This window comes from Streptomyces kurssanovii, assembly GCF_040677245.1.
GTDB lineage: Bacteria > Actinomycetota > Actinomycetes > Streptomycetales > Streptomycetaceae > Streptomyces > Streptomyces kurssanovii.
Window position 1 is genome coordinate 1 of the sequence record NZ_JBFAQK010000009.1, and the last position, 12,889, is coordinate 12,889.

Annotated in this window: 11 protein-coding genes; 3 read left to right on the forward strand and 8 right to left on the reverse strand. The window is 72.7% G+C overall.

Annotated features, from left to right (window positions below; genetic code table 11):
- Window positions 1-48: 48 nt before the first annotated feature.
- From AB0K36_RS09625 to AB0K36_RS09640, 4 genes are all read right to left on the reverse strand, one after another.
- On the reverse strand, window positions 49-510 hold the full coding sequence (locus AB0K36_RS09625) for a MaoC family dehydratase (protein ID WP_364590698.1): 462 nt from the start codon (window positions 508-510) through the stop codon (window positions 49-51).
- Between the two features lie 19 nt (window positions 511-529).
- Complete coding sequence (locus AB0K36_RS09630) at window positions 530-1,882, reverse strand: MFS transporter (protein ID WP_364590701.1); 1,353 nt, start codon at window positions 1,880-1,882, stop codon at window positions 530-532.
- 276 nt (window positions 1,883-2,158) lie between these two features.
- Window positions 2,159-3,382 carry an acetyl-CoA C-acetyltransferase gene (locus AB0K36_RS09635; RefSeq protein ID WP_364590704.1) on the reverse strand — a complete coding sequence of 408 codons (1,224 nt, stop codon included), beginning with the start codon at window positions 3,380-3,382 and terminating at the stop codon, window positions 2,159-2,161.
- Between the two features lie 198 nt (window positions 3,383-3,580).
- On the reverse strand, window positions 3,581-4,498 hold the full coding sequence (locus tag AB0K36_RS09640) for a LysR family transcriptional regulator (RefSeq protein WP_364591082.1): 918 nt from the start codon (window positions 4,496-4,498) through the stop codon (window positions 3,581-3,583).
- 133 nt (window positions 4,499-4,631) lie between these two features.
- On the opposite strand from AB0K36_RS09640, the gene AB0K36_RS09645 reads away from it, so the two are divergent.
- From AB0K36_RS09645 to AB0K36_RS09655, 3 genes are all read left to right on the forward strand, one after another.
- Window positions 4,632-5,549 carry a CoA transferase subunit A gene (locus AB0K36_RS09645; RefSeq protein ID WP_435877827.1) on the forward strand — a complete coding sequence of 306 codons (918 nt, stop codon included), beginning with the start codon at window positions 4,632-4,634 and terminating at the stop codon, window positions 5,547-5,549.
- A 77-nt stretch (window positions 5,550-5,626) separates the two neighbouring features.
- A complete protein-coding gene (locus AB0K36_RS09650; RefSeq protein WP_364590710.1) occupies window positions 5,627-6,394 on the forward strand; it encodes a CoA-transferase subunit beta in 768 nt (255 codons plus the stop codon).
- 155 nt (window positions 6,395-6,549) lie between these two features.
- Window positions 6,550-8,085, forward strand: a complete 1,536-nt coding sequence (locus tag AB0K36_RS09655) for a 3-hydroxyacyl-CoA dehydrogenase (protein WP_364590713.1) — start codon at window positions 6,550-6,552, stop codon at window positions 8,083-8,085.
- A gap of 278 nt (window positions 8,086-8,363) precedes the next feature.
- Here the strand turns inward: AB0K36_RS09655 and AB0K36_RS09660 are convergent, their stop codons facing one another.
- Genes AB0K36_RS09660 through AB0K36_RS09675 form a run of 4 tightly spaced genes read right to left on the reverse strand, consistent with a single transcriptional unit; the run spans window position 8,364 to window position 12,855 of the window.
- Window positions 8,364-9,635: an ROK family protein gene (locus AB0K36_RS09660; RefSeq protein WP_364590715.1), complete on the reverse strand. Its 1,272-nt coding sequence runs from the start codon at window positions 9,633-9,635 to the stop codon at window positions 8,364-8,366.
- Between the two features lie 56 nt (window positions 9,636-9,691).
- Entirely contained in the window at window positions 9,692-11,137 is a 1,446-nt protein-coding gene (locus tag AB0K36_RS09665; protein ID WP_364590718.1) for an FAD-dependent oxidoreductase, read from the reverse strand.
- Window positions 11,134-12,321, reverse strand: coding sequence for an MAB_1171c family putative transporter (locus AB0K36_RS09670; RefSeq protein WP_364590721.1), 1,188 nt, complete (start codon window positions 12,319-12,321; stop codon window positions 11,134-11,136). The genes AB0K36_RS09665 and AB0K36_RS09670 overlap by 4 nt, the downstream gene beginning before the upstream one ends.
- Before the next feature lie 3 nt (window positions 12,322-12,324).
- A complete protein-coding gene (locus AB0K36_RS09675) occupies window positions 12,325-12,855 on the reverse strand; it encodes a hypothetical protein (protein ID WP_005309191.1) in 531 nt (176 codons plus the stop codon).
- Between the last annotated feature and the right edge of the window lie 34 nt (window positions 12,856-12,889).

The window sequence follows — 12,889 nt, forward strand, 5'->3', positions numbered from 1 at the left end:
GCCCGATCTGCCTGGCAGATCGGGCCCGTCCGGCGTTCGAGGACACCGTCACGGATAGAAGTGCGTCAGGGACTCCGCCACGCACGCCGGCTTCGGCGCGCCCTCCAGTTCGAACGTGAAGGCCCGCGTCATGCCGACCCCGCCGCGCTTGACCGGTACCACCGACGTGACCGTGGCGTGGAGGCGGACGCGGCTGCCGACCGGGACGGGGGAGGGGAAACGGACCTTGTTGACGCCGTAGTTGAGCGCCATGCCCACTCCCGTGACCTGGAGCAGTTCGGCGAACATCGGGATGCCCCAGCTGAGGACCATGTATCCGTGGGCGATGGTCCCGCCGTAGGGGCCTCGCGCCGCGCGCTCGGTGTCCGTGTGGATCCACTGGTGGTCGCCGGAGACGGCAGCGAACATGTCGATCAGGTCCTGGGTGACCTCCCGCCACCGGGAGTGGCCGAGGTCCCGGCCGTCCAGTGCGCTGATCTCGGGGATGCCGTCGACGATGAGGGGGCTCATGGTGTCTGCCGCCTCCCGTTCAGACCGAGGTGGTGACGGCGGCGGTCGTGCCCGGTGCGGGCTGCGACGCCGGTTCGTGCGCGAGTTCGTCGTGGTTGGGGCGGCGCAGGATCAGCACCATGCAGCCGAGGGTCAGCAGTATCTGGAAGACCGCGTAGAAGATGACCGCGGTGATCGAGCCGGTCCAGTTCAGCAGGGACTGGCCGACGATCGGGGTGGTGCCGCCGAGGATCGTGCCGCACAGCTGGTAGCAGAGGGAGATGCCGGTGTAGCGGACGTTCGCCGGGAAGCGGCTCGCCAGCATTCCGGCGAGAGCCGCGTAGTAGAGGCAGTGCGGGATCGTCGCGACGGAGACGCCGATCATCGCGAGGGTGTAGTTCTCGGTGCCGATGAGGACGAACATCAGCGGCAGGAGGACGATCTCGGGGAGCAGCATCACGCAGACCGCCCGGGTCATGCTCTTCATCCGCGTCGCGAGCACGGCGCCGAAGGGCTGCACCAGGACCTGGACGACGTTGGCGACCAGGATGATCGTGAGGAACGAGCTGCGGTCGAAGTCCAGGGTGCTGGTGGCCCAGGAGAGGGCGAACGTGGACTTGAAGTAGGTGGCGGAGAGGCCGATCGTGCAGGCGCCGATGCCGAGCAGGATCAGCGTCGGCTGGGTGCGCAGCACTTCGGTGAGCGGCAGCTTGGAGACGGTCCTGGTCTTGATGGCCTTGGCCATGGCCGGGGACTCGGCGACCCGCATCCGCACGAACAGGCCGACGAAGACGAGGACCGCGGAGGCGAGGAAGGGGATGCGCCATCCCCAGGAGACGAAGTCGTCGTTCGGCAGCTGGCTGATCGCCAGGAAGCTGATGGTGCTGAGGGTGTTGCCGACGGGGGAGCCCTGCTGGGCGAAGGCGCCGTAGAGGATGGACTTGCCCTTGGGGGCGTGCTCGGAGGCGATCAGTACGGAGCCGCCCCACTCGCCGCCGAGTCCGATGCCCTGCACCATGCGGATGCACACGAGCAGGATCGGGGCCGCGACACCGATCGAGGAGTAGCCGGGCAGCAGACCGATGAGGGTCGTGGCGATGCCCATCATCAGCAGGGTGATGACGAGGGTCTTCTTACGGCCGAGCCGGTCGCCGAAGTGGCCGAAGATGATGCCGCCGAGCGGGCGGGCGAGGAAGCCCACCCAGAACGTCGCGAACGCGACCAGGGTGCCCAACGGGCCTTCGAGCTCGGGGAAGAAGACCTCGTCGAAGACGAGGGCCGCGGCCGTTCCGTAGATGTAGAAGTCGAACCATTCGATGGTGGAGCCTATGAAGGCTCCCAGCCCCGCGCGGTTGGCGGTTCTCTTCTGCTCGCGTGCGGTGGACGCACTCATGCTGCGGCTCCCAGGGGACAGTGATCAGGGGGAGCGGGAGGGGGCGCCGTCCCGGCGTGTGGGGCCTCCCGTCGTGACGGGCGTAACGCTGCCAGGCGGGACCTAGACGGGTCCAATACCGAATAGCTGCCGCAGTAAGAGGCTCCGCGTCTGGATCGGGCGGCCGGAACGCATCGTTCCAGGCCGGCACCGGCGAGGCCCGGGTGACCGTGTCACCCGGGCCTCGCCGGTGCGCGTGGGCGCTGTGGTGCCGCTCTTCCGGCTCCCGTCCGTGCGTCAGGCCGTCACGCGCTCGAAGACGGCCGCCAGGCCCTGCCCGCCGCCGATGCACATGGTCTCCAGCCCGTAGCGGGCCTCGCGGCGGCGCATCTCGTGGGCCAGGGTCGCCAGGATGCGGCCTCCGGTGGCGCCCACCGGGTGCCCCAGCGAGATGCCGGAGCCGTTGACGTTGATCCGCTCGTGGTCGGCCTCCGACAGGCCGAGCTCCCGGGTGCAGGCCAGGACCTGCGCGGCGAAGGCCTCGTTCAGCTCGATCAGGTCCAGGTCGGCGAGCTTCAGCCCGGCCCGCTCCAGCGCCGCACGGGTCGCCGGTACGGGCCCGATGCCCATCGTCCCGGCGGGCACCCCGGCCCGGGCGAACGAGACCAGTCGCACCATCGGGGTCAGGCCCAGCCGTTCCGCGGTCCCGGCGCTGGTCACCAGGCAGGCCGCCGCCGCGTCGTTCTGCCCGCTGGCGTTGCCCGCCGTGACCGTCGCCTCCGGGTCGGAGCCGACGGTGAGGGGCCGCAGCGAGGCCAGCTTCTCCGCCGTGGTGTCCGGGCGCGGATGCTCGTCCGCGGCGACCAGCGTCTCGCCCTTGCGGCCACGTACGGGCACGGGCACGATCTCGTCGCCGAACAGCCCGGTCCCCATGGCCCGCCCGGCCCGCTGCTGGGAGCGGAGCGCCAGGGCGTCCTGGTCCTCCCGGCTGATGCCGTACTCGCGGCGGAGGTTCTCCGCGGTCTCGATCATGCCGCCGGGCACCGGGTGGTTGACGCCGCCGGCGGTCACCCTGCCGCGCGCGAGCGAGTCGTGCAGCTGAAGGCCGGGGCCCTTGATGCCCCACCGGCCGTCATGCGTGTAGTACGGCGCCGCGCTCATCACCTCGACGCCGCCGGCGATCACCACGTCGCTGAAGCCGGCCCGGATCTGCATGGCCGCGTCCAGCACGGCCTGAAGGCCCGAGCCGCAGCGGCGGTCGACCTGGACCCCGGTCACGGACACCGGCAGCCCGGCGTCCAGGGCGGCCACCCGGCCGATCGCCGGGGCGTCGGACGTCGGGTACGCGTGACCGAGGATCACCTCGTCGACCTGGTCGGGGGCGATGCCGGTACGGCGGACCACCTCCGCGATCACGTGCGCCGCGAGAGCGGCGGGACGCAGGCTCGAGAGGGCGCCGCCGAACCTGCCGATCGGGGTGCGGAGCGGTTCACAGATGACGACATCGGGCTGACCGGACATGCGGTGGCCTTCCTGGGTACGGGCGGGTGATGCTCTGCCGACCCTTCCACCGGCCGTCGCGTCCGGTCCAATATCCGATCGGGGGCCGATTGAGACGGCGGGCGAATCAATCGCGCAGGGCGGTGGGGGATCGGTCGTGCAGGGCGGTGGATCAGTGGCGCAGGACGGTGGGATCGGTCGTGCAGGGCGGTAGGGGGATCAGTCGCGCGGCACGCCCGCCGGTCCGGCGGGCGTAGGCAGCGCCTCGGCGGCCACCGCCAGCACACTGCGCAGGGCCGCCGACGGATTGTCGGTGCGCCAGGCGAGCGCGGCCTGCAGACGGGTCGGCGGGCCGGCCAGCGGCCGGTGCACCAGGCCCGTCTGCTGGATGTGCAGACAGGAGGAGAGGGTGAGCGTGACGCCCACGCCCGCCGCCACCAGCGCCAGGATCGTGTACGAGTCCGGGGCCTCCTGCACCACCCGCGGATGGAACCCGGCGTCCTCACAGGCCCGGAAGGTGGCGTCGCGCAGCGTGGAGCCGGCGTTGGCCGGGAAGCTGACGAACGGCTCCGCGGCCAGGTCGGCCACCGCGATCCGCTCCCGGCTCGCGAGGGGATGGTCCTGCGGCAGCGCGCACAGCAGCTCCTCCTCGCCGATGACCCGCGTCTCGACGCCGGGCCGGCCGGCGGGCAGCCGCACGAAGCCCAGGTCGAGCGAGCCGTCCGCGACCTTGGCCAGGGCGACGTCCGCGTAGGTCTGGCCCTGCATGACCAGCTCCAGGCCGGGATGGGCGGCGCGGACCGCCCGGGTGAGCAGGGGCAGGGTGTGGTGCGAGGAGGCGCCGGCGAAGCCGACGGTGACCCGCCCGTACTCTCCCTGGCCCGCCGCCTTCGCCACCCGTACGGCGATGTCCAGATCGTCCAGGACCGTGCGCACCGGCTTGAGGAAGGACTGGCCCGCGCTGGTGAGCCGTACCGAGCGGGTGTTGCGCTCGAACAGCTGCACGCCGAGCTCCCGCTCCAGCTGGCGGATCTGCTGGCTCAGCGGCGGCTGAGCCATCTGGAGGCGTCTGGCGGCGCGGCCGAAGTGCAGTTCCTCGGCGACCGCGAGAAAGGAGGTCAGATAGCGCAGTTCCACGGCCGTCCCGTTCCGTTCCATCCGGATTCACTGGACGCCCGGTGGCTATTTCTCCTGACGTCTCAATGCGACCTTAATTTGGTATTGGACACTAATCAATGGTGCTGGCAGCGTGTGGGCCGTGGACAAGACCATGACGATGAAGGACGCGATCGCCTCGTTCGTGCACGACGGCGACACGGTGTCCCTCGAAGGCTTCACCCATCTCATCCCGACGGCCGCCGGCCACGAGATCATCCGCCAGGGCCGCAGGAACCTCACGGTGGTGCGGATGACGGCGGACATCGTGGTGGACCAGTTGCTCGCGGGCGGCTGCGTCACCAAGCTGGTCTCCTCCTTCGTCGGCAACTCGTCGGCCGGCTCGCTCGGAGAGCTGCGGCGGCGCATCGAGTCCGCCGACCCCGAGCCGCTGGAGTTCGAGGAGTACAGCCACTACGGGATGATCTGCCGCTATCTCGCCGGCGCCCAGCGCCTGCCCTTCCACCCGCTGCGCTCCTACGCCGGAAGCGACCTCCCCTCGGTCAACCCCGGGATCCGCAAGGTCACTTCGCCCTATCCCGGTCCGGACGGCGGCGCGGAGGAGATCTACGTCGTGCCGCCGGTCAACCCGGACGTGACCATCGTCCACGCGCAGCGCGCGGACCGCTCCGGCAACACCCAGGTCTGGGGCCTCACCGGCGTCCAGGCAGAGGCGGTCTACGCCGCGAAGAAGGCCGTCGTGGTGGTCGAGGAGATCGTCGAGGACGAGGTGGTGCGCTCCGACCCCAACCGGACCGTCATCCCCTCGCACGCGGTCCACGCCGTCGTCGCCTGCCCGCGCGGCGCCCACCCGTCCTTCGCACAGGGCTACTACGACCGGGACAACGCCTTCTACCGGTCCTGGTCGCACATCAGCAAGGACCCCGCCCGGCTGCGGGACTGGATGGCCGAGTGGGTGTACGGCACCCGCGACCACGCCGAGTACGTCGCCAAGCAGGGCGAGGAGTTCTGGGCGGAGCTGGCCGTGGGCGAGGCGATGAGCCTGCCCGTGAACTACGGACGACGGCTGTGACCGCGCCACCGAACGACGCGCCGAACGACGGACCGAACGACGGACCGACCGACGGACCTTACGACGGAGAGACGAAGATGACAGCTGGCACCGCGACCTCCTCGGAGCTCCTCTCCGTCGTCGCGTCCCGTGAACTCGCCGGGCGACGGACCGTGTTCGCCGGGATCGGCCTGCCCACCCTGGCCGCCTCGCTCGCCCACCTCACCGTCGCGCCACGCCTCGAGATCGTCTACGAGTCGGGGGTCTGCGGCGCGCACCCCTCACAGCTGCCGGAGACGATCGCCGACGCGGTCCTCATCACCGGCGCCGAGGCCGTCCTGTCCATGGCCACCCTCTTCGGCTCCGTGCTCCAGGGCGGGCACATCGACGTCGGCTTCCTCGGCGCCGCCCAGATCGACCGCCACGGCAACCTCAACTCCTCCGTCATCGGCGACTGGGACAGGCCGAAGGTCCGCCTCCCCGGCTCCGGCGGAGCCATGGAGGTCATGGCCAACTCGGGCGAGGTGTTCGTGGTGATGCGCCGTCACGACCCCCGCTCGTTCATGGCCGAACTCGACTTCTGCACCTCACCGGGCCCCGACCGGGCCCTCGCCGACGGCATCACGCCGCGCGGCGCGGGAGTCACCCGCGTCATCACCGACCTGGGCATCCTCGCCCGCGCGGGCGCGGGGGAGGAGCTGCGGCTGGTCGCCGTCCATCCGGGCGTCACCGTCGACCGGGTCCGGGCCGCCACCGGCTGGGACCTCCAGGTCGCCGACGAGGTCGCCACCGTCGAGCCGCCCACCGCGGCCGAACTGCGGCTGCTCCGGGAGGACGTCGACCCGGGCCGGGTCTATCTGCGCTGAGACACGGCCGCGAATACAGCAGGCCGCGCAGCCGACGGGCCGCGCGGACCCGGTCGCGCAGAGCCCGGGCCGCGCAGGCGTCGGCCCGCGCAGGCGTCGGGACACACCGCCGCCCGTACACGTGCGGACACGAGGAACAAGGGACGAGGGAACCTATGCGCATCAGGGTCGTCGGAGCCGGGGTCATGGGCCGGGGGATCGCCCAGTGGGCCGTGACCGCCGGACACACCGTCGAACTGGCCGACGCCCGGCCGGACTCGGTGGACGAGGCCGTCGGGTTCATCACCGGGATGCTCGGCCGCGCCGTCGAGAAGGGGCGCACCTCTGCCGAGGACGCCGCCGCCGCGGCTGAGCGGCTGGTGCCGCTGCGGTCCCCGCTGGCTCCCGGCGACGGTGTCGACCTCGTCGTCGAGGCGGTGCTGGAGGACCTGGCGGTCAAGACCGAGCTCTTCACCGGCCTGGAGAAGGTCCTGCCGGCATCGGCGGTCTTCGCGACCAACACCTCCTCGCTGTCCGTCACCCGGATCGCGGCCGGCCTGGCCGACCCGACCCGGCTGGCCGGGCTGCACTTCTTCAACCCCGTACCGCTGATGAGGATCGCCGAGGTGATCCCCGGCGCCGCCACCCGCCCCGCCGTGGTGCCCTTCCTCGTCGATCTCGTGGAGAAGAGCGGACACCGCGCGGTCGTCGTCGCCGACACCCCGGGCTTCCTCGTCAACCACGCGGGGCGCGGCCTGATCACCGAGGCGCTGGCCCTGCTGGAGGAGGACGTCGCCGATGCGGCAGGCATCGACCGGATCGCCCGCGACGTACTCGGGCTGCGCATGGGCCCCTTCGAGCTCACCGACCTCACCGGGCTCGACGTCACCGCCTCCGTGATCGACACCGTCTGGCAGGGATTCCGCCACTCGGAGCGTCTGCGCCCGTCGTACCTCACACCGAACCGCGTGGCCGCCGGGCTGCACGGCCGCAAGACCGGCCGCGGCTTCTACGACTACGGTCCCGACGCCCCGGGCACCCCCACGGAGCCGCCGGTCACCGGGGACGCCTCCCGACCGGTCCATGTGCCCGGCGACGCGCCGGACGCGCAGAACCTACGCCGCGCCCTGCGTGCCGTCGGCGCCGTCCTCGACGAGGGGGCACGGCCCGGCGAACACGCCGTGGTGCTCGTGCCCGTGTGGGGCACCACCGTCGCGGCAGCCGTCGCGGAGCTCGGCCTGCCCGCGGGGCGCACGCTCGGTGTCGACCCGCTCGCCATGGACACGCGCCGGCGGGTGCTCGCCATGACACCCGCCTGCGACCCGGACGCGGTGCGCGACGCGCGCGCCGTGCTGGCCCGGTCCTGCGACGCCGCCGTGCCTGTGTCCGTGTCCGTCGTGCGCGACACCGCCGGATCGGTCGCCCAGCGGCTGCTCGCCTCCATCGTCTCGGTCGCGGCGTCGATCGCCGAGCGCGCGATCGCCGCGCCCGCCGACATCGATCTCGCCGTCACCATCGGCCTCGGCTACCCGCACGGCCCGCTCGCCTGGGGCGACCGGACCGGCGCGGCGCGGATGCTGGCGCTGCACCGCGCCCTGTACGGGACGACGGGCGATCCGCGCTACCGCCCGACGCGGTGGGTCACCGAACGGGCCCAGCTCGGCCTTCCCTTGACGGAAGCGGGGGCCGCGCCGCCGCATGCCGCGAGGTGACGCCGGAGGGGACGCCGACCCGTTGCACCCTGCCAGGGGGCGTCGGCTGCCGGTCGGTGCCGCCATCCCCGTGAAGAGGCCCGTCAGCAGCCCATCGGCCGCGGGCGGGCCGGGCGGCGGGGGACCGGCAGGAGCCTCCCCGTCCGGCCCGCGGGCACATCCCGCACCGCGGCCGGACCGGCCCGCCAGAGTCAGCGATCATGAAAGACGGATCCGGCCGGGCAGACCACGCGAGGCGGAACCCGGTCGCCGAACCGCAGCGCCGGGCCGGGCCCCCGTCACGCCGGCGGGCGCGGCGCGTACGCCACCGGGTCGGCCAGGACGTCCTGGACGACGAGCGCCGCCGCCCCCCGGGCGGCGTCCGCCGCGGGGGAGGACGCCCGCAGGCGGGCACTCGTCGGGGACCACAGGCCCGAGACCACGCGGGCCTCCAGCTCCGCGCCCGTCGGCGGGCCCAGCCACGGCATCAGCGGTCGGTAGACGCCGCCGAGCACGACAGCGTCCGGGTCGAAGAGATTCACCGCGCCGGACAGCGCGCGCCCCAGCGCCCTGCCCGCCCCGGACAGTGCGGCGAGCGCCGCGTCGTCGCCCGCGCGGGCACGGCGTTCCAGCTCCGCCATGCCCGCCGCGCCGGCGCGTTCGTCGAGGCCGGCGGCGCGCAGCAGCGCGGCCTGGCCGGCGTACTGCTCCAGGCAGCCGTGGGATCCGCAGCGGCACAGCGGGCCGTCGTCCGAGACGGAGACATGGCCGATCTCTCCGGCGAACCCGTTCGCCCCGCGCAGCAGTTCGCCGTCCAGCACCAGAGCGCCGCCGACCCCGATCTCGCCGGTCAGGTAGAGGAAGCTGCGCACGTCGCCGAGGCCGCCGAACCACAGTTCGGCGAGCGCGGCGAGGTTCGCCTCGTTCTCGGAGCGGACCGGCAGGGCGGGCGGCCCCGGCCGCAGCGCGGCGAGGGCCTCGGCGAACGGGGTCTCCGCCGGGACGGAGGTCCAGCCGAGGTTGGGCGCGTGGAGCACCGAGCCGCCGGAGATCAGTCCCGGCAGCGCCAGCTCCGCTCCGACCGGCCGCAGTTCCTGCTCGGTCGCCGACGCCAGCGCGCGGGCCGCGATCCGGGCGGCGCGGCCGAACACCTCCGCCGGTTCGGCGCCCCGGTTGTCCAGATGCTCCACGAGCCGCACCCGGTCGGTGCCGGCGAGGTCGACGACACACACCGCGACGTAGTCGACGTTGATCTCGACGCCGATGCCCGCGAGGCCGGTGCGCGCCACCTTGAGCACCGTGCCCGGCCGGCCCGCCTGGCCGCTGAACGTCTTGCCCGACTCGGACAGGAAGCCGCTCTCGATCAGCTGCTCGACCAGCGAGGAGACGGCGGCACGGGTCAGCCCCACGCGTGCCGCGACACCGGCGCGGGTGGCCTCGACCTGGTCACGGACCGTCCGCAGGACCAGGCTGAGGTTGTGCCGGCGCACCGTCTCGCGGTCGGCCTTCGGCTCCATCGGAGTCCGGCCGCCCGTCCCGGCGCGGGTGCTGCCTGAGTGATTGCCGTTCATATTGCCGCTGAGCCTAGGCGATGCCTGTGACGTGCCACTCGCCGATCCCCGCCGCGTCAGGCGTCGGCCGGGTCCGCCTCCCGCTCGCCGCGCGGTTCCTTCGCGATGCGCAGCTCGTCGTCGCTCAGCGGCGGCCCGCTCAGCGGCTTCAGTGCCGGGCCGCGCAGCACGGCGAGCGCGATCTCCGGCTTCAGCAGCGAACCGGTCGGCGCGGACAGTGTCATCACGTCGAACAGGGCCTTGGCGACGAGTGGCCGTCCCGTCGCGGTGAGCATCAGCCGGTCGACGTAGTGCCGGAGCACCTTCGCCGCGGCGCCGGGGTCCTTGCCGATCGCCCCGGGATAGAGGATGTCCTGTCCGGTGGCCAGGTCCCACGCCGTGCCGACCGGTCCGGCGAGCGAGCGCTGCACGCGCCGGGCGAGCCCGGGGGAGCCCATGCCGTGCAGGGCCAGCGCCCGCCGCAGCGCGAGGACGCCCTGCGCGGCGACCGACATGCCGTGCCCGTAGACGGGGTTGTAGGTGGCGACCGAGTCGCCGACGGCGACGAATCCCTCCGGCCAGTCGCGCAGCTTCTCGTAGTAGCGCCGCCGGTTGACGGTGCTGCGGGAGACGACGACGTCCGTCAGGGGTTCGGCGTGGGCGATGAGGTCGGCGACCACGGGGTGGCGGACGGAGCGGGCGAAGTCCTGGAACTCGTCGGCGGCGTTCGTGGGCTGCCCGCCGCGCGTGCCGGACAGCGTCACCAGCCACCGGCCGCCCTCGATGGGCACGATCGTGGCCGTGCAGCCCGGTCTGGGCTCACGGGCGTCGGCCTGCACATTGACGACCGGGTACTCCTCCGAGCCCACCGGGGCGCGGAAGATCCGGCTGGCGTAGGCGAGCCCGGAGTCGACCTTCTCCTCCCGGACGTCGCCGACGCCGAGTGCCTTCAGCCACTCCGGGGCCCGCGACCCCCGGCCGCTCGCGTCGACGACCAGGTCGGCGGGGAGCACCCGTTCGCCGGCGTCTTCGCCGCGCACCCGTACGCCGGTGACCCGGCCGGCGCCGCCTTCGAGGCCGAGCAGTTCGGTCCGCCGCAGGACGGTGACCCGGGGGCTCGTGAGCACCTGGTCCCGTACGACCCAGTCGAGCAGGTCCCGGCTGCAGGCGATCAGGAACTGCATCTCAGGGAAGCGGCGGAACCAGCCCTGTGCCGACATCGACACCAGCCCGGTCGGCAGCGGGATCCGGCGGGCGCCCGCGGCGAGCCAGCGGTCGGTGGTGCCCGGCAGCAACGACTCCATCGCCCGCGCCCCGCCCGACCACAGCAGGTGCGCGTGGTGCGCCTGGGGGAGACTCCTGCGCGGCAGCGGCCCCTCCGGCAGGACGTCGCGCTCGACGACGGTGACCTCCTCCGCGTACTCGCGAAGGACGCCGGCCGTCAGCATGCCGGCCAGACCACCGCCGATCACCACGGCTCTGCGGGGTTTGTTCCTGCTGGTTCTCACGGGATCGCTGCTCATAGGGTGCCGCTCTCTGACCTGGCCGTACGCAGGCGCGCTGCCGCGACGACGGGTGAATGACGCAGGGCGAGGGACATGCGCACCAGATCACGCGGTCCCGCGGCTGCGACGGAGGTGTAGGCCTCTGCCGACCTGACGATCCGCCCCTCGGGGTCGGCGGCGCGGGCCCGCAGCGCCGCGGCGACCATCGCCGCGTCCGCGATCGCGTCCGCCTGCCGGGGGTCCGCCCCTTCGGCGACGGCTTGGTCGTAGGCGTTCGTCCGCAGGGCGCGGTCGAAGTACGGGTCGAGCTGCAGCATGCCGTCGTGGATGTCGGACTCCCGCTGCGTCACACGCAGTTCGACCGGCGAGAGCCACGAGATCCGCACCGAGGGGCTGTGGTCCGGAGCGGCGGAACGCAGCTCGCGCCACAGGGTTCCGAGCCGCCGGTAGGCGGCCCAGGCGTGCCAGCTGTCGGACAGCCGCTGGCCCGCGAGCGGCAGCACGAAGCCGACGGCGCTCAGCAGCGCGCCGACCGAGGCGAGCGGCGGCGCGGCGAACGTGGACAGGTAGTCCCAGTCGTGTCCGGCCCAGCGCGCGGCCACGGCGGACGACTTGGTGACTCCGTAGGCGAGGTTGAACAGCGATCCGACGACGATGGTCACCAGCCCGCCGCGGAGCCAGCCGCGGACCTTGAGCGACCAGCGCCAGCACAGCACGGTCATGCCGACGGCGGCGACGCTGTGGGCGGCCAGGTAGAGCGCGATCATCTCGCGGATGTACGGCGTCCTGGCGTAGTAGGTGTCCAGGTCCCGCAGCCGTTCCACCGGGGCGTCGCCCAGGGCGAAGAGGACGATGAGCGCCACGACGACGACGCTGTACGCGCCCATCCAGCGCAGGGAGATACGGCGGGTCTCCTCGGGCGGTCCGCCGCGCCAGTTGACGAGGAGGACCAGGCAGGACGCGCTGAACGCGGACAGGATGCAGTAGACCAGCGGGGCCGAGATGTTGGGGACGCCGGTGATGCGGTTGACCTCGGCGATGGTGGGCGGCGCGGCGAAGAAGAACGTGGACGCGCCGAGGACGAGCAGGGCGCAGACGGACCGGAGGAGCGGGTCGCGCCAGTCGCGCCGCATTCCCGGGATTTTGAACGCGAGTGCGATTCCGAGGGCGGCTGCGGGGATGTAGTAGTCCGGTCCGTTCACGCCTCAGCCCTGTGGCCCGCGGTATCCCAGCGACGCCTCGATGCGGCCGGCCAGCCCGTCGCGCCGGACCGGACCCCTGCCGTTCGAACCGGCCAGCCAGGCACGGCACTTGCTGCCGAGCAGCAGGCCGAAGCTCTCGGCCTCGTTCTCCTCGGCCTGGTCGAAGCGGGTACGGGCGGCGACCTTGAGGACGGTCGCCTGGAGGTCGGCCTCGTCGGACAGCAGCCGTGCGGCGACGGCGGCGCCCTCGACGTGGTGGCTGCAGTGTCCGGCCTTCATGTGCCACAGCTCATGGCCGAGAATCACCAGCTGATGGTCGGGAGCCGTGCGCTCCTCGATCACCACGAGGTCCTGCTCGGCCATGTCGAGCCACAGCCCGCTGGCGGTGCCCGGGGGGAAGGACGCCATGCGGTAACGCACGGGCCTGCCACGGCGTTTGCTCATGCCCCGGCACAGGGCGGAGTAGAGGTCTGCGGGTTCTGCCGGTGCGGGCAGATCGATTCCGCCGACCAGCTCGCCGCACAGCCGGCGCATCTCTTTGCCTATGCTCACCGTTCTCCCCTCCCCG

Coding starts and splice junctions, on each gene's coding strand:
- AB0K36_RS09625 (WP_364590698.1), bottom strand. CDS start 510: ATGAGCCCCCTCATCGTCGACGGCATCCCCGAGATCAGCGCACTGGAC.
- AB0K36_RS09630 (WP_364590701.1), bottom strand. CDS start 1,882: ATGAGTGCGTCCACCGCACGCGAGCAGAAGAGAACCGCCAACCGCGCG.
- AB0K36_RS09635 (WP_364590704.1), bottom strand. CDS start 3,382: ATGTCCGGTCAGCCCGATGTCGTCATCTGTGAACCGCTCCGCACCCCG.
- AB0K36_RS09645 (WP_435877827.1), top strand. CDS start 4,632: ATGACGATGAAGGACGCGATCGCCTCGTTCGTGCACGACGGCGACACG.
- AB0K36_RS09650 (WP_364590710.1), top strand. CDS start 5,627: ATGACAGCTGGCACCGCGACCTCCTCGGAGCTCCTCTCCGTCGTCGCG.
- AB0K36_RS09655 (WP_364590713.1), top strand. CDS start 6,550: ATGCGCATCAGGGTCGTCGGAGCCGGGGTCATGGGCCGGGGGATCGCC.
- AB0K36_RS09660 (WP_364590715.1), bottom strand. CDS start 9,635: ATGAACGGCAATCACTCAGGCAGCACCCGCGCCGGGACGGGCGGCCGG.
- AB0K36_RS09665 (WP_364590718.1), bottom strand. CDS start 11,137: ATGAGCAGCGATCCCGTGAGAACCAGCAGGAACAAACCCCGCAGAGCC.
- AB0K36_RS09675 (WP_005309191.1), bottom strand. CDS start 12,855: ATGCGCCGGCTGTGCGGCGAGCTGGTCGGCGGAATCGATCTGCCCGCA.